15 protein-coding genes are annotated in these 20,211 nt (G+C 73.2%); 9 read left to right on the top strand and 6 right to left on the bottom strand.

Annotation, left to right across the window (positions count from 1 at the left end; translation table 11 throughout):
- Positions 1-47: 47 nt before the first annotated feature.
- On the bottom strand, positions 48-950 hold the full coding sequence (locus AB0H12_RS01555; RefSeq protein ID WP_499620004.1) for an effector-associated domain 2-containing protein: 903 nt from the start codon (positions 948-950) through the stop codon (positions 48-50).
- 113 nt (positions 951-1,063) lie between these two features.
- Here AB0H12_RS01555 and AB0H12_RS01550 point away from each other — a divergent pair, with 113 nt between their 5' ends.
- Positions 1,064-2,329, top strand: coding sequence for a hemolysin family protein (locus AB0H12_RS01550; RefSeq protein WP_499620002.1), 1,266 nt, complete (start codon positions 1,064-1,066; stop codon positions 2,327-2,329).
- Here the strand turns inward: AB0H12_RS01550 and AB0H12_RS01545 are convergent, their stop codons facing one another.
- Positions 2,330-3,745 carry an aminopeptidase P family protein gene (locus tag AB0H12_RS01545; protein WP_499620000.1) on the bottom strand — a complete coding sequence of 472 codons (1,416 nt, stop codon included), beginning with the start codon at positions 3,743-3,745 and terminating at the stop codon, positions 2,330-2,332. It abuts the gene before it with no gap.
- Between the two features lie 185 nt (positions 3,746-3,930).
- Here AB0H12_RS01545 and AB0H12_RS01540 point away from each other — a divergent pair, with 185 nt between their 5' ends.
- Complete coding sequence (locus tag AB0H12_RS01540; RefSeq protein ID WP_499619998.1) at positions 3,931-6,432, top strand: hypothetical protein; 2,502 nt, start codon at positions 3,931-3,933, stop codon at positions 6,430-6,432.
- A gap of 3 nt (positions 6,433-6,435) precedes the next feature.
- Here AB0H12_RS01540 and AB0H12_RS01535 read toward each other — a convergent pair whose 3' ends face one another.
- Complete coding sequence (locus AB0H12_RS01535; RefSeq protein WP_499619997.1) at positions 6,436-7,212, bottom strand: SDR family NAD(P)-dependent oxidoreductase; 777 nt, start codon at positions 7,210-7,212, stop codon at positions 6,436-6,438.
- Between the two features lie 121 nt (positions 7,213-7,333).
- Here AB0H12_RS01535 and AB0H12_RS01530 point away from each other — a divergent pair, with 121 nt between their 5' ends.
- Positions 7,334-7,903 carry a TetR/AcrR family transcriptional regulator gene (locus AB0H12_RS01530; protein ID WP_499619996.1) on the top strand — a complete coding sequence of 190 codons (570 nt, stop codon included), beginning with the start codon at positions 7,334-7,336 and terminating at the stop codon, positions 7,901-7,903.
- Here the strand turns inward: AB0H12_RS01530 and sigJ are convergent.
- The gene (gene sigJ, locus AB0H12_RS01525) at positions 7,900-8,739 is read right to left on the bottom strand and encodes an RNA polymerase sigma factor SigJ (protein ID WP_499619995.1); all 840 of its coding nucleotides are present in this window, start codon (positions 8,737-8,739) and stop codon (positions 7,900-7,902) included. The genes AB0H12_RS01530 and sigJ overlap by 4 nt on opposite strands.
- A gap of 138 nt (positions 8,740-8,877) precedes the next feature.
- Between sigJ and AB0H12_RS01520 the strand changes: the two genes are divergently transcribed.
- The gene (locus tag AB0H12_RS01520; protein ID WP_499619993.1) at positions 8,878-9,984 is read left to right on the top strand and encodes an amidohydrolase family protein; all 1,107 of its coding nucleotides are present in this window, start codon (positions 8,878-8,880) and stop codon (positions 9,982-9,984) included.
- Here the strand turns inward: AB0H12_RS01520 and AB0H12_RS01515 are convergent.
- Positions 9,965-13,225, bottom strand: coding sequence for an NACHT domain-containing protein (locus AB0H12_RS01515; RefSeq protein WP_499619992.1), 3,261 nt, complete (start codon positions 13,223-13,225; stop codon positions 9,965-9,967). The two genes, AB0H12_RS01520 and AB0H12_RS01515, sit on opposite strands and share 20 nt — an antisense overlap.
- Positions 13,226-13,337: 112 nt before the next feature.
- Between AB0H12_RS01515 and AB0H12_RS01510 the strand changes: the two genes are divergently transcribed.
- The 4 genes from AB0H12_RS01510 (at position 13,338) to AB0H12_RS01495 (ending at position 18,063) form a co-directional block, all read left to right on the top strand.
- Positions 13,338-13,784 carry a GNAT family N-acetyltransferase gene (locus AB0H12_RS01510; protein ID WP_499620779.1) on the top strand — a complete coding sequence of 149 codons (447 nt, stop codon included), beginning with the start codon at positions 13,338-13,340 and terminating at the stop codon, positions 13,782-13,784.
- Positions 13,785-13,830: 46 nt separating this feature from the next.
- Positions 13,831-14,214 (top strand): hypothetical protein, encoded by a 384-nt coding sequence (locus tag AB0H12_RS01505; protein WP_499619991.1) that lies wholly within the window; start codon positions 13,831-13,833, stop codon positions 14,212-14,214.
- The gene (locus AB0H12_RS01500; protein ID WP_499619990.1) at positions 14,207-14,632 is read left to right on the top strand and encodes a hypothetical protein; all 426 of its coding nucleotides are present in this window, start codon (positions 14,207-14,209) and stop codon (positions 14,630-14,632) included. Before AB0H12_RS01505 ends, AB0H12_RS01500 begins: the two co-directional genes overlap by 8 nt.
- 341 nt (positions 14,633-14,973) lie before the next feature.
- Complete coding sequence (locus tag AB0H12_RS01495; RefSeq protein WP_499619988.1) at positions 14,974-18,063, top strand: efflux RND transporter permease subunit; 3,090 nt, start codon at positions 14,974-14,976, stop codon at positions 18,061-18,063.
- Between the two features lie 346 nt (positions 18,064-18,409).
- Here AB0H12_RS01495 and AB0H12_RS01490 read toward each other — a convergent pair whose 3' ends face one another.
- Positions 18,410-19,006 (bottom strand): TetR/AcrR family transcriptional regulator, encoded by a 597-nt coding sequence (locus AB0H12_RS01490; RefSeq protein WP_499619987.1) that lies wholly within the window; start codon positions 19,004-19,006, stop codon positions 18,410-18,412.
- A 113-nt stretch (positions 19,007-19,119) separates the two neighbouring features.
- Between AB0H12_RS01490 and AB0H12_RS01485 the strand changes: the two genes are divergently transcribed.
- A complete protein-coding gene (locus AB0H12_RS01485) occupies positions 19,120-20,148 on the top strand; it encodes an aldo/keto reductase (RefSeq protein WP_499619986.1) in 1,029 nt (342 codons plus the stop codon).
- Positions 20,149-20,211 lie beyond the last annotated feature (63 nt).

Raw genomic sequence — 20,211 nt, 5'->3', positions numbered from 1 at the left:
GTCCCGGTCGAACGGCCGAAGGGCGGTGGCAGGTGGTTCCGGGCCCCTTAGACGCCGCCGGTCCGCTGCGCCAGCAGGGTGTCCAGTTCGGCCATGGCGGTGGTGCCGTCGGCGTAGAAGCGGAGCGCTTCCTGTAGCGCCTTGAGGCCGTTCGGGTAGTGCGCGCACGTCCGGACGATGCTGACCACGTCCGCCCGGTCCGAGCTGTGGCGGGGGACGGACGCGGCGAAAGCCAGTTCGCGCAGCACCAGGTCCCGTCCGTCGCGGGTGTCGAAGCCGGGGGCGCGCAGCAGGGCGGCGACGATCGGGCCCAGGTCGGCCAGGGTGAGAGGAGCCTGCCGGGAACCGGAGGCCGACCGCTCGGCGGCGGCGGGTTGCCCGTCCACCAGTCGCACCCACACCTGTGCGTGCACTTCCTTCACGTCGACATCCGCTTGGCGGTACGCGTCCGGGCGCGCGGCGGGCTGGTGGCGGACCACGGACTGGTAGAACGGGTCCGAGGCGATCAGCACCAGCGTGGCCGTGGACTCGCGCAGTGCCCGCTTGGCCTCGGCCGCGTCCAGGATGCGGTAAGTGAAGATCATCTCGGCGCTGGTCTTGCCGTGCTCGTCGTAGTGCACCTCGCCCGCGTGCACGGCCATCCGCAAACGCAGGCGCGCCCCGTTCGCGTGCACGTGGTTGTGCTCGCGGAGCGCGGCCACCAGTCGTTCGGGCAGTCTGTCGACCAGGACGCCTTTGGGCGTGTCGGCGGGCAGCAGGACCATCACGCTGTCCCCGGCGTCGTCCGAGGCGTCGTCGTCCCACGGCAGGCCGCAGTCGGCGAAGGCCGTCGTCAGCACCTCGTACAGGCCGTCGCGCACGGCGGTGCGATGCCTCGAGGTCCTGGTCTCGGCGCCGTAGCCCTCGACGTCGACCACGACGAATGAACGATGGTGCCCCGTTGATCCCATAGGACCTCCCCGTGACGGTTGTAGCCCAGGAGAGCGACCGGGTGGGAGTGCCGCCACTCGAAATGACCAACACCCCGGTTGCGGGACGGCCCGGATCGGGTATGGAGTCGGGTGTGGACGGGTACGGGTGGACGGTCGCGCTGGTCGCGGTGCTGGTGTTGCTGAACGCGCTGTTCGCGGGCAGTGAGATGGCGCTCATCAGCCTGCGCGAGGGGCAGCTGCGGGCGTTGGAGCGTGACGACCGGGCGTCCGCGAAGACGCTGGTGAGACTGGCGCGCGACCCGAACCGGTTCCTGGCCACCATCCAGATCGGCATCACGCTGGCCGGGTTCCTGGCCTCGGCGACGGCGGCGGTGTCGTTGGCCGAGCCCCTCGTGCCGGCGCTGTCGTTCCTCGGCGGCGCGGCGAACGCGGTGGCGATCGCGCTGGTCACGGTGGTGCTGACGTTCCTGACCCTGGTGTTCGGCGAGCTGGCGCCCAAGCGGCTGGCGATGCAGTACGCGATGCGCTGGGCGTTGCTGGTGGCACGGCCGCTGCACGTGCTGTCGGCCGCCTCACGGCCCGCGGTGTGGGCGTTGAGCGCGTCGACGAACCTGGTGGTCCGGCTGTTCGGCGGCAAACCGGAACCGGAGTCGGAGCAGATGTCGTCCGAGGAGCTGCGCGAGCTGGTCTCCGCCCAACGCGGCCTCAACGCCGAGCAGCGCATGATCATCACCGGCGCCCTGGAGATCAGCGAGCGCCGGCTGCGCGAGGTCCTGGTGCCGCGCCGGTCGGTGGTCACGTTGGCCGCGGAAACGGACGTGCCGTCCGCCCGTGCCGAGCTGGCCGCGTCGGGCCACTCGCGCGCACCCGTCGCGCGCGGCGGTCACCTGGACGACGTCGTGGGCGTCGTGCACCTGCGCGACCTGCTCGACGACGACGCCAAGCTGGTCGACGTGGCCCGCTCGCCGATGGTGTTCCCCGACTCGGTCCGGGTGTCCGACGCGCTGCGCCGGTTCAAGGCCGAGCGCGAGCAGCTCGGCCTGGTCGTGGACGAGCACGGCGCGGTCGACGGCATCATCACGCTCGAGGACCTGCTGGAGGAGATCGTCGGCGAGATCCTGGACGAGACCGACCGCGACGTGATGGCCGTCCGCAGCGGCGCGGACGGCTCGCTCGTCCTGCCCGGCACGTTCCCCGTCCACGACCTGGTCGACCTGGGCGTCGAGCTGGCCGACCCGCCCGAGGGCGACTACGCCACCGTCGCGGGCCTGGTGCTGGTGGTGCTCGGCCGCATCCCCGAGGGCCCCGGCGACCGGATCACGATCTCCGGCTGGTCCATCGAGGTGCTGAAGGTCGAGCACCACGCCATCACGTCCGTGCGGCTGCGCCGGCGCTGACTACCGGCCCGCCGCCGCGACCCACGCCTCCAGGCCGGCCACGTCGTTGGGCAGCGCGGAGGACAGCACCCGGTTGCCCTCCCCGGTCACCACGACGTTCTCCTCCAGCCGCACGCCGATGCCGCGCAGCTCCGGCGGCACGGTCTCGTCGTTGGGGTGGAAGTACAGGCCGGGCTCGACGGCCAGCGCCATGCCGACCTCCAACGTGCCCTCGTGGTAGGCGGCCGGGCTGGAGTTGGCGCAGTCGTGCACGTCCAGCCCGAGGAAGTGGCCGACGCCGCACGTGATGTAGCGGCGGTGGTGCTGGCCGTCCGGGTCGAGCGACTCCTCGACCGACACGGGCAGCAGGCCCCAGTCGTGCAGGCCCTCGGCGAGCACCCGCATGGCCTCCTGGTGGAAGTCCCGGTACGCCGCACCCGGCCGCACGACCGCCAGCGCCGCCGCCGACGCGCGTTCGATCAGCTCGTGCACCTGCCGCTGCGCGGGGCTGTACGAGCCCGACACCGGCAACGTCCGGGTGATGTCGGCGGTGTAGAGGGTGTCCAGCTCGACGCCCGCGTCCAGCAGCAGCACGGCGTCCTCGGGCACGGGCCCGTCGTTGCGCACCCAGTGCAGCACCGGCGCGTGCGGCCCGGCGGCCACGATCGAGGCGTAACCCGGGCCGTTGCCCGCCGTGCGGGCGCGCCGGTCGAACGTGCCCTGCAACCACCGCTCGCCACCGCCCTTGACGGCCGCTCCCACCTCGGCGGCGACGTCGGCGAAACCGAGGATCGTGGCGTCCACGGCGGCCTGGAGCTGGCCGACCTCCCAGTCGTCCTTGATCCGGCGCAGCTCGGCCAGCGCGGTGCGCAGCTCGGCGGTGTGGTCGGCGCCCGCCAACGCGTCCAGCAGCGGGTCCACGCCGGTCGTCGCGTGCACGGCGGGCAGCCTGCCGCGCAGCGCCGACGGCAGCTCGTGCAGCGGGCGGCAGCGCACGCCCAGCGCCTCGCCCCACTCGGCCAGGCCGGGCACCGGGCCGATCCACAGCTCGCCGTCGCGGGCGTTGGCGAAGAAGTCGGGCTCGTCCGGACCGGCCGGCGGGCGCAGGAACAGCTCCGCGTCGTGACCGCCGGCGACGGGGTGCATCACCAGCACCGCGCCCTCCGCCGCGCAGCCCGTCAACCAGGAGAAATCGCTGTCGGGCCGGAAGCCGTGGTCGGTGTCGTTGGACCGCACCGGCGCCCAGCCGGCGGCCACCGCGATGCGCGCGCCGGGCAACGCGGCGCTGAGCCGGTCGCGGTGCGCGGCGGCGGCCCGCGCGGCTCCGGGCGCGACCCGGGCGGCGCGGTCGGCCGGGCCCCAGCCGTGCTGGACGAACTCGCGGAACCCGGAGGCGTCGACGAGCTTGCTCGGGTCGCGGCGGGCGGGTTTGGTCACCGTGGGCAGCCTTTCGGGTCGGGGCCGTGAGCACGCCCGATCGCGATCGGCGACCGGGCGTCACCCAGGATGCTCTCACCAGCCCGTGCATCGCCCAACCGGGTGTCTCCTGTGCTGAAACGGCCTACCACGCGTGGGCGATCCGGTAGGTAACAGCTCACGGCTACCTACGGCAGGGGAAACGCATGCGTCCCGAGGACGTCGTCGAACTGCGGGTGCACGGCGTGTCCGGCACCCCGCCGGAAGCGATGCTGGGTGACCCGTTCCCGACCCCGGTGGCCGGTGACGACGTCGCGCGGTTCCTGCGGGCGGCCAAGCCGGCGCGGGCGGCGTCCAGCGGGCGGACGCGGACCGTGGAGGCGTTCCACTGGGGCCGGTTCACCTCGGGCGGCGCGAGCCGGGCGCTGTGGCTGGTGCTGATCCCGTTCGCGATCCTCAACCTGGCCCGGTACACGCTGCTCGGCGCGGGCCGGTTCGCCGAGGCGGTGTTGCGGCTGCTCGGCCTCGTGCTGACGGGCATGCTGGTCGCGGCCACCGCGTACGTCTCGCTGGAGCTGCTGGTGCGGCAGTGCGCGGGCACCGCGGCGTGCCGGTCGGAGCACCTGGGGTTCTTCGACGGCTGGCCGTTCGGGGCGATGCTGCTGGTCGGCGCGGTCCCGCCGGGGCTGGTGATCACCGTGCTGTGGTGGTTCGGCCGGCAGACGTTCCTGTACGAGCCCAAGGGCACGCACCACGCGTGGGAGACCCGCACGGGCAGCCTCGGCGACTACGCGTTCTGGCACACGTCGCCGCGCACGCCCGTGCTGCGTGACGCGCACGTGGCGGCGGCGTGCGTGGTGGTGGGGGTGCTGTACGCGGGCGCGTTGCGGACCTCGCAACCGGACCGGCCGTCGGACGTGCTGTCGTGGACGGTCGTGGGGCTGGGCGTGCTGGTGCTGGCGTGGGCCATCGGGTGCGTGGTGATGTCGCCGGACCGGCGGGAGGTGAACTCGCGGGCGCTCAAGTGGGCGTCGGCGGCGTACCTGCTGCTCGCGGCGGGGTTGGCGACGGCGTTCCTGTGGCGGGCGCCGACGGGCGCGTCCGGGTCGGTGACGCCGTTGGCGGGGTTCGAGTCGGTCACGAACATCCTGGCGGCCTCGGCGATGCTGCTGCTGGTCGTGCTGCTGGGGGCGTGCGTGCGCCTGCGGCACTCCGCGCGCGGTGTCGAGTTGATGGTGGCGGACAAGCGGTTCCGGCCGATGTGGCACGGCTACGCGGCCGTGGTGATCGCGGCGGTCGCCACCACGCTGGCGGTCGGGTTCAGCGGTGGGCTGGCGTACCGGGTGGTGGACTGGATCGGCGACCCGGTGCCGGAGGCGGGGCGCCAGGGGCTGGTGCTGAGCACGAGCTACCTGGTCGGCGCGGGGCTGTGGGGCGTGCTGGCGATCGCGTTCCCGCTGCTGGTGGCGCCGATCGTGGCGGCCATGGTGCGGCAGGTGTCGAGCGCGCTGGTGTTCGCGGCGGGTTCGGCCGCCGCGGCGGTGGCGGTGGTGTTGCGGTGGACGCCGATGCCGGGCTGGGTGTTCTGGGCCGCCGCGGTGGCGGCCGGTCTGCTGTACGCGGTCGGCGCGGTGTCCTGGGCGCGCCACGCGAACGGCGTGGAGGTCCGCAAGGGCGTCGTGACCGACTACCCGGGGCGCTCGGACCGGCAGGGCATCGGCAAGGTGGCGTTCAACCAGCGGCTGGCCTCGGCGAAGTACCGCTACCACTGGCTGCTCGGCGCGATCGCGTTGCTGGGCGGTGTGCTGGTGGCGGCGGGTGGCGGGCTCGCGCTGGCCCGGCTCGTGCACCCGGACTGGCGGGCCGCCCCGCCGCCGGGCCTGGCCGACTGGCTGTCGACCCTCCCGGCGCAGGAGCTGGGCGCGTTGGGCAGCCTGGTGGTGTCCGGGCTCGTGCTGGTCTTGTTGTTGTTGGGTGTGCGGACGTGGCAGAGCCCGCGGATGCGCACGGCGGTCGGCATCGTGTGGGACCTGGTGGCGTTCTGGCCGAGGTCGGCGCACCCGATCTGCCCGCCGCCCTACGGCGGCCGCGCCACCATCGAGCTGACCTCCCGGGCGGTCCGGCTGGCCGGGCACCACGACGTGGGCGCGGTCGTGCTGTCGGGGCACAGCCAGGGCAGCGTGGTGTGCTTCGCCGCGTTGTCGTTGCTGCGCCGGGAGAGCGAGCGGCCCGACCCGGCCGACGGCGAGCGGTACATCAGGCAGGCGGACGCGGTCGCCGCGCTGCGCCGGGTCGGCCTGGTCACGTACGGCTCGCAGCTGCAGTGGGCGTACTCGCGGCTGTTCCCGCACTACCTCGGCCACGCCGAGCTCGTCCGCCTGCACGACGAGCTCGGCGACCGCTGGTGGAACGTGCACCGGCTCACCGACCCGTTGGGCGGGCCGGTGCAGGTGTGGCCGGAGACGGCCGAGGAGCAGGTGTTCGCCGGCCCCAAGCTGTGGGGCGTGCGCTGCGGCAACGACGTGCGGCTGCGTGACCCGGAGTTCCTCGACCCGGACCCGGACATGGTCGCCTCGCCGTTGCGCGGGCACAGCGACTACTACGACGACCCGGTGTTCGACGAGGTGGTGGCCAGGGTGGCGGAGGCCGTCGCGCCGGCGCGCACCACCGTGGTGATCGGCGACCTGTCCCTGTCCGGCGGGTCCTGAGCCTCAGCCCTGGAGCACGGACCGGGTGACGCGTTCGGCGATCGCGGCCACCGCCGTGCGCGGGCGGCGGGGGATGAGGTGGGCGCTGAGCGCGTTGCGCAGGCCCGGCGTGACGTAGGCGCGGTCGCGGTCCAGCCCGTCGAGGGCCGCCCGCACGACGGCCTCGGCGCTCATCATCCGACCGCCGATCGCGGCGCGCGGGGTGACCCGGTCGAAGAAGCTGGTCTCGGTCGGGCCGGGGCACAGGGCGAGCACCTTGATGCCCCGGTCCCGGTACTCCCGGCGCAGCGCGAGGCTGAAGTTCAGCACGAACGCCTTGCCCGCGCTGTAGGTGGCGAAGTACGGCGAGGGCTGGAACCCGGCCGTGGAACCGACGTTGACCACGGCGCCGGAGCCCGCTTCGAGCATCCCGGGCACGAGCGCGCGGGTCAGGCCGACCAACGCGACCACGTTGACCATCAGCTGCTCCTGGTCGTGGCCGTCGGGGATCTCCTCGAACCGGCCGGCGGTGCCGAAGCCCGCGTTGTTCACCAGCGTGTGGACGGGGCGGGGCAGCCGTGCGGCGATCGAGTCGACCGCGTCCGGCGCGGACAGGTCCTGCACGACGACGTCGACCTCGGCGCCGTGCTCGTGGCGGAGGCGGTCGGCGAGGGCGTCCAGGCGGTCGGCGGAGCGGGCGACGAGGACCAGGTCGTGGCCGCGTCGGGCGAGCTGGGTGGCGAACTCGACGCCGAGGCCGGCGGACGCGCCGGTGACGAGGGCGGTGGGGCGGTGGGTCATGGCATCTCCATCGGCTCGGTTATGTGAGACATCTTAGGCACGGGTAGGCGATTAACTGCAACATGCATGTTCCAGTTAATGCGATAGCTGTACCATCGGTGGTGCACGGAAGGAGACCGTCTTGGGAGCGACACGGCCGTTGCGCGCCGATGCCGAACGCAGCGTGCGGACGATCCTGGAAGCCGCCGAGCGCCTGCTGTCGGTGAACCCCGGCGCGTCGATGGAGCAGATCGCCGAGGCCGCGGGCGTCGCGCGCACCACCGTGCACCGGCGGTTCGCCAACCGGCAGGCGCTGGTGGAGGCGATGACGGCCGACGTGGTGCGGCAGCTGGACGAGGTGATGGACGCGGGCCGGCCGGAGACCGCGCCACCGCTGGTCGCGCTGCACGAGATCACCGCGAACGTGCTGCGGGTCAAGATCGGGTGGCCGTTCGCGATGGGCGTCGTCTTCACCGCCGCCGACTCGCCCGCCGCCGAGGGCAAGCGCCGGGTGGACGACCGCTGCCTGGTGCTGCTGCGCCGGGCGCGGGACGAGGGGCTGCTCGACGCCTCCGCCGACCTCGACTGGACGCGCCGGGTGTTCTACGCGTTGATCGGCGAGGCGGTGCACGGGCCGGACAGCGGCCTCGAACCCGACCCGCTGGCGCAGCGGGTGGTCGACACCCTCCTGCACGGCGCCGGGCCGCGCTAGCGCAGGCGGGTGAGCTTGTCCGGGTTGGTGATCGAGTAGACGCCACCGACCCGGTCGCCGTGCACCTCCAGCACCAGCACGGCGAACGGCGTGCCGTCGGCGAACAGCAGCACCGCCGGGTCGCCGTGCACGCGGCGGAACCGCACGTCCACCGTGTCGGCGACGTTCCCGGCGACGGCGACCAGCAGGCGGGCCACCCGCTCCCTGCCGTGCACCGGGTCCGGGCTCGTCGCGGGCCCCTTGCCGCCGCCGTCGGTCCACAGCGCGACGTCCGGCGCGAGCACCCGCAGCAGACCTTCGAGGTCGCCGCCCAGCGCGGCGGCCATGAACCGCTCCGTCACCTGCCGCCGGGTGCGCGGGTCGACGGTGAACCGGGGCCGTCTGGCTTCGACGTGCTCACGCGCCCGGTGCGCGAGCTGCCGGACCGCCGCCGGAGTGCGGCCGAGGATCACCGCGATCTCCGGGTGCGGGTACCCGAACACCTCGTGCAGCACGAACACCGCCCGCTCGGCCGGGGTGAGCGTCTCCAGCACCACCAGCACGGCCATGGAGAACTCCTCGCCGCGCACCACCTCGTCCGCCGCGTCGTCGACCAGCGGTTCGGGCAGCCACTGGCCGGGGTAGGTCTCACGGCCGGTCCGGCCGCGGCGGCGCAACGCGTGGTTGACCGCGATCCGGACCAGGTAGGCGCGCGGGTTCTCGACGTCGGCCCTCGGCGCCCACGACAGCCACGTCTCCTGGAGCACGTCCTCGGTGTCGGCGACCGTGCCGAGCATCCCGTAGACGATGGAGAACAGCAGTTCCCGGTGCTCGACGAACGCGTCCGTGCCGCCCATGGCCCCTCCCTCGTGTCGCACGTAAGAGTGCTGGACCGGCGTGGGCTGTGACGTGATGTGACGTGGACCTCACCAGGTCACAGTCGCCCGGCGACATCCCTCTTGGTTGGCGACCCAACCCGCTGGAGGGAGACACCGATGCGAACCCTGATCCGCGACGTGCGCGTGTTCGACGGCCACCGCGTCGTGCCGCGCGCCGACGTGCTGATCGACGGCCCGCTGATCGCCGAGCCCGGTGGTCGGTGCGACGTCGAGGTGGACGGCCGGGGCAGGACCCTGCTGCCCGGCCTGATCGACGGGCACACCCACGCGTTCGACGGCAGCCTGGCCGCCGCCCTGGCCGCCGGTGTGACGACCGAGCTGGACATGTTCTGCCTGCCGGGCAACCTGGCACGGCAGCGTGAGCTGGCCGCGTCCCGCGACGACGTCGCCGACCTGCGCAGCGCGGGCCTGCTCGCCACCGCACCCGGCGGCCACCCGAGCCAACTCCTGGCCTCGCTCGGCGACCTCGGCGACGCCGCGCACCCGTTCGAGACGGTCGCCGACGTGGCGGCTGCGCGGGCGTTCGTCACGGCACGGGCGGCAGAGGGCGTGGACTACCTGAAGGTCGTGATCGACGACGGCGCGGTGCACGGCGCCGACCTGCCCGTCCTCGCGCCGGAGGTGGTGGAGGCGTTGGTGGACGCGGCGCACGAGCGGGGGTTGAAGGTCATCGCCCACGCCATCACCGCGAAGGAGGTCGGGATCGCGGTGGACGCGGGGGTCGACGGCCTGGCGCACGTGTGGTGCGACGCCGGTGACGACCTGGTCGGCCGGGTCGCGCAACGGGGTGCCTTCGTGGTCAGCACACTCGTGTACTTCGAGTCCATCAGCGGTCGGACGACCACCGTCGACCACGCGGCGCACGGCAGCTTCGAGCACGCCCTGCACGCGGCACGTGTGCTGCACCAGGCCGGCGTGCCGATCGTCGCGGGCACCGACGCGAACCCGTGGGCGCCCCGGCACGGCGTGGCCATGCACCGCGAACTGGAACTGCTGACCCGGGCCGGCCTGACCCCGCTGGAAGCCCTGGCCGCGGCGACCAGCGCGCCTGCCGTCCACTTCGGACTCACCGATCGCGGCCGGATCGCGCCGGGCCTGCGCGCGGACCTGCTGCTGGTGGACGGCGACCCGGCCACCGACATCACGGCGATCGGCGCGGTGGCCGACGTGTGGCGGCGCGGGGTCAGATCCGCTCGACCTTGATCCCCCTGCCCGCTCCCACGACGCGGTGGCGGTTCGCGTAGACGCGGACCGTCATCCGCCGGTCGCGCAACGGGGACAGGTCGATGTCCTGGATGTCGTCCCGGCTGGACAGGATTTCCACCACCTGGACCCCGGGCAGCCCCCTGATCTGGTCGAGGTACTCGGCGTGGGCCGTCGTGGAGATCTGGAGAGTGGTCAGGGTTCTCACCGCGCCGAGCCTCGACAGGTCGAGCGCCCCGCACAGGCGCAACGACAACGCCCGCAACGCGGGGAAGTGCGCCAGTTCAGCGAGGTCGTCGAGCCCGTCGACCTGGTAGAACCCGAGGCTCGTCAGGTGCGGCGCGTACTTGGCGAGCGCTCGCAGCCCGCCTTCGAACCCCGGTGGTCGCCCGTCTTCCAGCCAGCCGAGGTCGAGGTCGCGCAGCGCTTCGAGCTTGCCGAGCGGTGCCGGGTCGAGGCCGGTGGGGAAGTCGTAGAACGCCAGCTGCTCCAGCCGGGAGAGGCCCTCGAGCGGCGCCAGATCGGCAGTGGGGGCCAGGTTCTTCACACCCAGCCCGGACAGCCGGGGCAGCGCCCGGAGTTCGGACAAGTCGACCGACTGATCGCCGCGCGGGTAGAAGTACAGGCGCTCCAGTGCCAAACCGGCGAGCGGCTCCAGGTGGACGTGCGGGACCGGGCTGAGCAGGAGCGTGCGCAGTTCCCGGTGTTCCAGCAGCGGGGCGAGGTCGTCGAACTGGCCGCCCAGCGAAGCGGACGTGAGGTGGGGCAGGCCGGCGAGGGGGCGCAGGTCGGCCATGTCCTCCAACTCCACGCGAAGCCCGCCGAGGTGGCGCAGCTTCGGGACCTGGGGGAGGAGGACCTCGTCATCCACCCTGATCTCCCCGTCGAGGAGGGGTGCGTCGGCCAGCACGCGGTCGGCGTACTCGCCCGGGTCGAAGTAGCGCCACGCCTTGATCAACTCGCGCTGGACCTCGTGGCGCGGGTCCTGGGCGAAGCGTTCGAGGACCGGCCAGGCGTCGGGGCCGTTGATCAACGCGGCGGTGCGCACGGTCGCCGCGGCGGCGGCCGCCGACAGGTCCCTCGGGTCGGCGCCCAGGCGCGGCAACAGGGCTTCGCCGCCTGCCGCCAGGGACCGGGCCTCCACGACGCTGCGGGGTGGCAGGAGGTCGGCCAGGCAACGCTCGACGCGTTCGGCCAGGTCCGGGGACAGAGCCGGGTTGGCCTCCATCGCCGCGGCGGCCAGCAGGTGGAGTCGGCGGCGGCGCCGCGGCTCGGCATCGGCGCGGTCGAGCAGGCCGGACAGGAGCTCGGCGCGCAGCGGGGCGTTCGCGAGACCGGCGGCCATCACCACGATGTCGCGCCACTGGTCGAGGTGCGCCTGCTGCACCAGCAGGCCGACGTCGCCCTGGTCCGCGGCTTCCTCGGCGGTCAGGAACTCCTGGAAGCTGCGGTGCACGAAGTCGATCCGGCCGGTCACCGGTTCGCGCACGACGCCACTGCGGTGGACGAGGTGGTCGAGCACCGTCTCCGCGTCGTGCGCCACGCGCGGCATGGCGGCCAGCCGTTCGGTCAGGCGGCGCACGGCTTCCTCGCGGCTCAGCTCGGACCGGCCGTTGATCGACAGCCGCCAGGCCAGGTGCCGCAGCAGGCGACGGCGGTCCTGACCGGCCAGCTCGGTCGCGCCGGGGATGTGGCGCTCGGCGTCACGCCGGTCCAGCAGCAGCGTCAACGCCGTCCGGTACAGCTCCAGGCGGTCACGCGGCAGGAACGTGCGGCGGTCGAGGTTGAGCGCGCAGAGCATCGCGCACAGCAGGGGACTGGTGGCCAACGCGCGCAGGTGCGGGTTGGCGTCCAACCGGCTGAGCAACGCGCCCTCGTGCCGGGGCAGGTCGGCTTCGTCGCACGGCAGCCCGCCCGCGTCCCGCGCGGCCCGGTGCCAGTGGCGGATCAGCGCGCGGACGTCGGCGGCGCTCATCCGCTCCAGGAACGCGGACTCGAAGCCCTCCGCCTTCAACCAGCCCGCCGTCGCGGCGCCGGGACGTGAGGTCAGCACCCAGCGGACGTCCGGGAACGCCCGGCTCAGCTTGCTCAACCAATCCCGCACGGGCCCGCGTTCGGCCGCCGGCAGCTCGTCCACGCCGTCCACGAGCACCAGCGCGCGCCCGGACTCCAGCTGCCGGTGCGCGAAACCGGGCGGCATCACCCCGGCCAACGGCTGAGCGGTGTCCTCCACGAACCCCTCGGGACCGGGCAGACCGCGACCGGCGTGACCACGCAGCTTGATCAGGAACGGCACGCGGCCGTTGAGGTCCGCCAGCTCACCCCGGAACGCGCCGCGTGCCGCGTTGATCGCGAGCCAGCGCAACAACGTCGACTTGCCCGAACCCGCCTCGCCCCGGATGAGGATGCGTTCGTTGGCGGCCAGAGCGCGCTCCACCCGCACCGCGCCGTCCTGCCCGTCGTGCGTCCCGTCGCGCCACCGCGTCAGCTCGTCGGCCGCGTGCGCGCGCCGTTGCGCCCCGCTGACCGACAGGCTGATGTACGCGACGCTCAACGTGGTCCGGGGCCGGAAGCGGCGCACGTCCACGCCGAACAGCTCGATGTCGTCCAACGACTCGCTCACCAGCCGCAGGTAGCGGGTGCGGAACTCGGCGTCGTTCGCGGTGCCCTGCGGCGCCATCAACGCCGGCGCGGGCAGCCGGGCGAGCACTTGCCCGACCTGTTCGGACAGACCGGACACCCGGCCCAGCAGTTCGGCGCTCGCCCGTGCCGCGAACGGCGTCAGGTGCACGACGAGCTGGACGAAGCACGCGCAGCACTCGTCCAGCAGCACGGTGTGGAACCACGACGCCGCCTCGCCGAGCCCGGCGCCGCCCGGTAGCCCGGCGCGCAGCCGACGGGCCAGCTTCGCCGGGTCGACGTCCACCTCGAACAGCCCGGCGTCGGACAGGTCCGCGCCCTCGAACGCCGACACCACCTCGGCCATCGCGGCGAGCCGTTCGTGCTCGGGCAGGCCGGGCACCTCCTGGCGGCACAGCGGCAGCAGCCGTTCGGCGACCGCGTCCACCAGGGCCTCGACCTCGCGGTTGAACCGCCGCCGCTGGAAGTCGTCGGTCAGCCGTGCCCCTACCAGGTCCACCAGCGGCTTGGTCCGCTCCGCCCGGCCCGTGCGCTGAGTCAGCCACAGCTTCAACGCCGACCCGACCAGCGTGCCGCCAACCCGCAGTACCACCGGCTCCACGGACTCCTCCTCCACCGTCGGCGTCCTGTGTATCGCGTCCGGCACACGCTCCGCACCGGTTCGCCGGCATGTGATGAGGTGAGGGCGCCAGCCACCAGGGAGGACCGTGCCAGTGATCATCCGCCGTGCCACCGCCGAGGACGTGCCCGCGATCGTCGCCATGCTCGCCGACGACGAGTTGGGCGCGCGGCGCGAGTCACCGGACGACCTGGCGCCCTACCTGCGGGCGTTCGAGGCGATCGACGCGGCCGGGCACGAGGTGCTGGCGGTGGCGGAACGCGACGGCGAGGTCGTGGGGACGCTGCAGCTCACCGTGTTGCGCGGCCTGTCGCGGCGGGGCGCGGCGCGGGCGCAGGTCGAGGCCGTGCGGGTGGCGTCCCCGGTGCGCGGGCAGGGGCTGGGGGAGGAGCTGGTGCGGTGGGCGATCGACGAGGCGAGGGCTCGCGGTTGCGTCGTCGTCCAGTTCACGTCGGACAAGACCCGCGTGGACGCGCACCGCTTCTACCGCCGCCTCGGCTTCGTCCAGTCCCACGAGGGCTTCAAGCTGCCGCTGTCGTGACGCCGGGTAGGTTGCGGCGGTAAGTCCGCTCGACCGGGAAGTTCTGATGATCCAAGTCCTCGCGACCGCGTTGACGGTCGTGGCGCTCGTCGCGGCCCTGTGGTCGCTGGTGCTGGTGGTCGCCGACCGGCCCATCACGCTCGCCACCAAGCCGACCCTCGGCCTCGCCGCGGTCGTCGTGCTCCTCGAAGTCGGGCTGCTCGTGCAGGCGGTGGCCGCGACGGTCGCCGTGCTGGGCTCCGACCGGGCCGGTCTGGACGCGCCCACGTTCTTCGGCTACCTGATCGCGGTGGTCGCCGTGCTGCCGGTCGGCGCGTTCTGGGCCCTGGGCGACCGGTCTCGGTGGGGCGCCGGGGTGTTGGCGGTGTCGTGCCTGAGCGTGCCGGCGATGATCCTGCGGCTCAACCAGCTCTGGGCGACCCATGGGTGAGCGGCGCGACGAGCTGAAGGAGACGACCCGGTCCGGGCCCGGCCGGATGCTGATCGCGGTGTACGGGATCTTCGCCGTCGCCGCCACCGCCCGCTCCGCGGTGCAGCTCGCCACCCGGTTCGAGCAGGCGCCGCTGGCGTACGCGCTGTCGGCGTTCGCGGCGGTCGTCTACGTCGTGGCGACCGCCGCGCTGGCCGGCGTCGTGTCACGGCGGGTCGCCTACCTCGCGTGCGGTGTCGAGCTGGTCGGGGTGGTCGTGGTCGGCGCGGCGAGCCTGGCGTTCGCCGACGCCTTCCCGGACGCCACGGTGTGGTCGGACTTCGGCGGCGGCTACGGGTTCGTCCCGCTCGTGCTGCCCGTGCTCGGTCTGCTCTGGCTGCGCCACACCGGACTGCGGCATTCCGAACAGGCGCGCTGAACCATCGGGGCGGCTATCTCGTAATGCATTCAGGTCGCCGGGCCCCACAACCGGCGGCCGGTCCGTGGCGGCGGCCGAGACCAAGGGCGTCCGGCAGGGCACGCCGTCGTGGGTGCAGGAGGCCGGGGGCACGCGTCCCCGGTCTCCGTGACAAAGATCACCACGTCCGCGCGATCCGGTAACGCCTGCCGTTCGCGCAGGTCAGAGCCGGTTCGGTGGGGATGCGGTCAACCCATGTCTGAGCCCGTTCTCAGGTGGCGTGTGCCAGCGTGCGCACATCCGCCCGCGGCACCCCGCGCAGTCGCCTGCCGGCCGGTCCGCTCACCAAGGAGATTCCCACGATGTCCGTGCTGGCTCGACTGAGCCTGGCCAACCGAAGTCTCGTCGGGCTGCTCAGCCTGCTCGTGATCGGTTTCGGCGCGTTCACGCTGCCCTCGATCAAGCAGCAGCTCTTCCCGTCCATCGAGTTGCCCGCCGCGGTGGTCATCGCGCCCTTCCCCGGCGCGTCGCCGGACTTGGTGGACAGCCAGGTGGCCGAGCCCATCCAGTCGGCCGTGCGCGGCGTCGACGGCGTCGAGCAGGTGTTCACCCGCTCCGCCGAGAGCTCCGCGACGGTGCAGGTGATGTTCACCTACGGCACCGACATCGACGCCGCCGTGGCCCAGATGCAGCAGGCGGTGAACCGGCTCCAGCCGCGCCTGCCGCAGGGCGTGGAGCCGACCGTCGCCCAGGGCAGCACCGACGACATCCCGGTGATCGCGCTCGCCGCGACCTCCGGTGACGACGACATCGCCGCCGCGGCCCGGCTGCGCGCCGAGGTCGTGCCCGGCCTGGAGGCCATCCCCGGCGTGCGGGAGGCCAGGGTCAGCGGAGAGCGCGACCGCCAGGTCGACGTCACCGTCGACTACGCCCGCCTCGGCGCGGCCCGGGTGGACCCCCAGGCGCTGACCGCCGCCCTGACCACGGCCGGCGCGGTCATGCCCGCGGGCACCGTGCCGGAGGCGGACAAGACGCTGACCGTGCAGGTCGGCAGCCCCGTCGGCACCGTCGACGACCTGCGCAACCTGCTGCTCGCCTCGCCCGCCGGCGCGGTGAAGCTCGGCGACGTGGCCCGGGTCGAGTCCGCGCCCGAGGCGGCGACCGTGCTCACCCGCACCAATGGCGAGGCGACGCTGGGCGTCAGCGTCACCATGACCGCCGACGGCAACGCGGTCGAGATCTCCCGGCAGGTCCGCGACAAGCTCGGCGAGTGGGGCGAGGCGGCCGACTCCACGCTCACCGTCGCGTTCGACCAGGGCCCGCAGGTGGAGAAGGCGATCAGCGGGCTGACCACCGAGGGTCTGCTCGGCCTGCTGTTCGCGGTCGTCGTGATCCTGCTGTTCCTGCTGTCGGTGCGGTCCACGCTGGTGACGGCGGTGTCGATCCCGCTGTCCGTGGTGGTCGCGCTGATCGCGCTCTACACCGGCGACCTGTCGTTGAACCTGCTCACCCTCGGCGCGCTCACCATCGCGGTCGGCCGGGTGGTGGACGACTCGATCGTGGTGCTGGAGAACATCAAGCGGCACCTCGGGTACGGCGAGGAGAAGCAACGCGCCGTGCTGGACGGCGTGCGCGAGGTGGCGGGCGCGGTGACCGCGTCCACGCTGACCACGGTCGCGGTGTTCCTGCCGATCGCGTTCGTCGGCGGTATCGCGGGCGAGCTGTTCGGGCCGTTCTCCGTCACGGTCACGGTGGCGCTGCTGGCCTCGCTGCTGGTGTCGCTGACGATCGTGCCGGTGCTGGCGTTCTGGTTCCTCAAGCGCCCGGCCGTGCCGACCGACCCGGAGGAGGCGGCGAAGGCGCGCGAGGCGGCGCTGGAGAAGGAGAAGCGCAGCCCGTTGCAGCGCGCTTACGTGCCGGTGCTCAAGTTCGCCACCACGCGCCGTTGGGTGACGTTGGTGATCGCCGTGCTGATCTTCGGCGGCACGCTCGGCCTGGCCGGCTCGCTGGAGACCAACTTCATCGACAACGCGGGCGGCACCGCGTTGCAGGGCAGCCAGAAGCTGCCGCCGGGCAGCAGCCTCGCCGCCCGGGACGACGCGGCGCGCAAGCTCGAAGGCGTGCTGGCGGAGACCGAGGAGGTCGAGACCTACCAGGTCACCGTCGGCACGGACAACAGCCTGGCCGCCTTCGGCGTCGGCGGTGACGGCGACACCAGCGTGCGCGCCACCGTCCGCGAGGGCACGGACCTGGAGGCGTTGCAGGACCGGCTGACCGAGCAGTTGAAGAACACGGCCGGCGCCGGCGAGGTGGCGTTCGGCGCGGCGGCGTCCGGCTTCGGCTCGGACACGATCGACGTGCTGGTCACCGCGCCCGACGAGAAGGCGCTGCGGGACGCGGCCGACCGCGTGCGGCAGGTCGTGTCCGGCACGCCCGGCGTCGGCGAGGTCACCGATGACCTGTCGGTGAGCGCGCCGCGCGTGCAGGTGACGGTGAACCAGGCCGCCGCGGCGGCCCGCGGGCTCAGCGGCCAGACCATCGGTCAGTTCGCGGCGCAGGCGCTGCGCGGCGTGCCGGTGGGTCAGCTGCCGATCGACGGCCGTTCGCAGCAGGTCCTGCTGCGCACGGGCACGGCGCCGACCGACGTGGCCGCGCTGCGCGCGTTGCCGCTGCCCGGTGGCGTCACGCTCGGCCAGGTCGCCGAGGTGGCCGTGGTGGACGGTCCGGTGCAGGTGCGGCGCACGGACGGCGCGCGCAGCGCCACCGTGTCGGCCAAGGCCACCGGGTCCGACCTGGGCGCGGTGACGGCCGACCTGACGTCGCGGCTCGACGCGCTGGACCTGCCCGCGGGCGCCACGCACAGCATCGGCGGCGTCAGCGCCGACCAGGCCGAGACGTTCGCCGACCTGGGACTGGCCATGCTCGCGGCCATCGCGATCGTGTTCCTGATCATGGTGGCGACGTTCCGCAGCCTGGTGCAGCCGCTGATCCTGCTGGTGTCCATCCCGTTCGCGGCGACCGGCGCGATCGGCCTGCTGCTGCTCACCGGGACCCCGCTCGGCCTGCCCGCGTTGATCGGCATGCTGATGCTCGTCGGGATCGTGGTGACCAACGCGATCGTGCTGATCGACCTGGTCAACCAGTACCGGCGGGAAGGCATGCCGGTGCGCGAGGCGGTGGTCGAGGGTGGACGGCGGCGGCTGCGGCCGATCCTGATGACCGCCGCGGCCACGATCTTCGCGCTGCTGCCGATGGCGCTGGGCATCACCGGCGAGGGCGCGTTCATCGGCAAGCCGCTGGCGATCGTGGTGATCGGCGGCCTGATCAGCTCGACGCTGCTCACCCTGGTGCTGGTGCCCACGCTGTACTCGATGGTGGAGGGCCGCAAGGAACGTCGCCGAGCGCGCAAGGCCGAGCAGCCCGTCGAGGACCGGGAGCCGGTCGGCGTCTGAGCCCGCGGGGTCGAGAACGCCCTGCCGTCCACACCGGGCGGCGGGGCGTTCTCGACTCGGGAACGGGAGGACGAGCCCCGTTCGGCGCGTCAGCTCGCCGTCAGCGGGCGACGGCTTCCACGATCGAGGCGACGATGTGCTGCGCGCCGCTGCTGTGCACGACGTCGCTCCGCTCGCCGCCCGTTGGCCTTCCACCGCCGTCCTCGGCGGGAGCGGCGACCGGGTGCACCTTCTGCCGTGCGATACCACCGGCCCGCCCTGGGCACGTGGGCGCGGTCCACCGTGCCCGACCGGTTCGTCGGGGCCGTGGACCGGCGGCTCGGGATCAGCGCGCCCCTCTGACCGGTCAGCGCGCTCCGAAGCGGAGGCCGTCGATGAGCAGCGCGACCATCCGCTGCGTGTGGCCGTCGTCCTCCCGGGCGGGCAGGGTCAGGTTGGCGGTGGCGCGCAGCAGGTCGTACGGGTCGACGTCGGCGCGGACCTCGCCGGCTCGCGCCGCGCTGTCGAGCAGGCCGCGCAGGACCGGCACGAAGCGCTGCTGGAAGTAGGCGGGCAGGCTGGTGTAGGCCGGGTCGCCGGAGTGCAGGGCGGCGCTGAGCCCGTGTTTCGTGCCGATGAATCCCGTGAAGCGCTGCAGCCACTTGACCAGCGCTTCGAGCGGCTCGTACTGGGCGGCGAGCACGGGCGCGGCGTCGGCGCAGGCGTCGACCTCGTGGCGGAACACCGCGGCGATGAGGTCCGAGCGTTGCGGGAAGTGGCGGTACAGCGTGCCCGCGCCCACCCCGGCCTTGGCGGTGATCTGGCGCACGGGCGCGTCCACGCCCGAGGTGGCGAAGACCTCCGCGGCGGCGCTGAGCAGCGCGTCGGTGTTGCGCCGCGCGTCGGCGCGCACGCGCTTGCCCGGCCGCTCCTCGGTCACGCCCGCGTCGACTTCCTCGCTCACGGCACCCCTCCTTGCTAAGCGGAACATCGTTCCGTATTGTCGAAGTCGAACGTTGTTCCGTTTTGTGTCAGCGTAGCGCTGCGCCGGGCACCCGCCAATGCACGAGGAGAACCATGAAGTACCGCACGCTGGGCCGCACCGGCATCAAGGTCAGCCCGTACGCCCTGGGCGCGATGATGTTCGGCGCCGCGGGCAACCGCGACCACGACGACTCCGCCCGCATGATCCACAAGGCGCTGGACGCGGGCATCAACTTCGTCGACACCGCCGACATCTACTCGCACGGCGAGTCCGAGGAGATCGTCGGCAAGGCCCTGGAGGGTCGTCGCGACGACGTCGTGCTGGCCACCAAGGCGCACCTGCCGATGGGCGAGGACCCGAACCGCCAGGGCAACTCGCGGCGCTGGCTGGTCCGCGCCCTGGACGACTCCCTGCGCCGCCTGCGGACCGATCACGTCGACCTCTACCAGATCCACCGGCCCGCGCCGGACACCGACGTGGAGGAGACGCTGTCGGCGCTCACCGACCTCGTGCGGGCGGGGAAGGTCCGGGCCATCGGCTCCTCCACCTTCCCCGCCTCGGAGATCGTCGAGGCGCAGTGGGTCGCCGAACGGCGCGGCCTGACGCGGTTCCGCGCCGAGCAGCCGCCGTACTCGATCCTCGACCGGCGCATCGAGAACGAGGTGCTGCCCGTCTGCGAGCGCTACGGCATGGGCGCGCTCGTCTGGAGCCCGCTCGCGCAGGGCCTGCTCACCGGCCGCTACCGCAAGGGCGTGCAGGCCGAGGGCAAGCGCGCGAGCTACGGCTTCAAGCACATGACCGACGAACGCCGCCTCGACGCGGTCGAGCAGCTCATCCCCGTCGCCCAGGACGCCGGGATGTCCCTGACGCACTTGGCGATGGCCTTCGCGATCGCCCACCCCGGCGTCACGTCCGCGATCATCGGCCCGCGCACCACGGAGCAGCTGGACGACCTGCTCGCCGGCGCGGACGCCGTGCTGGACGACGACGTGCTCGACCGGATCGACGCCATCGTGCCGCCCGGCACCGGCGTCGGGGCGCTCGACATGGACTACCGCCCGCCCGCCGTGCAGCAGGCCCGCCTGCGCCGCCGTCCGGCCGGGGAACGCTCCGCCGCCTGACCGGAAATCCCTTTCCGATCGATTTCCGATTTATCCCGCGATGGTGCCGCCCTCGTTCACGGG

This window comes from Actinosynnema sp. NPDC023794 (genome assembly GCF_040639675.1).
GTDB classification, from domain to species: Bacteria; Actinomycetota; Actinomycetes; order Mycobacteriales; family Pseudonocardiaceae; genus Actinosynnema; species Actinosynnema luteola.
This window is presented reverse-complemented; position numbering and strand designations above follow the sequence as displayed.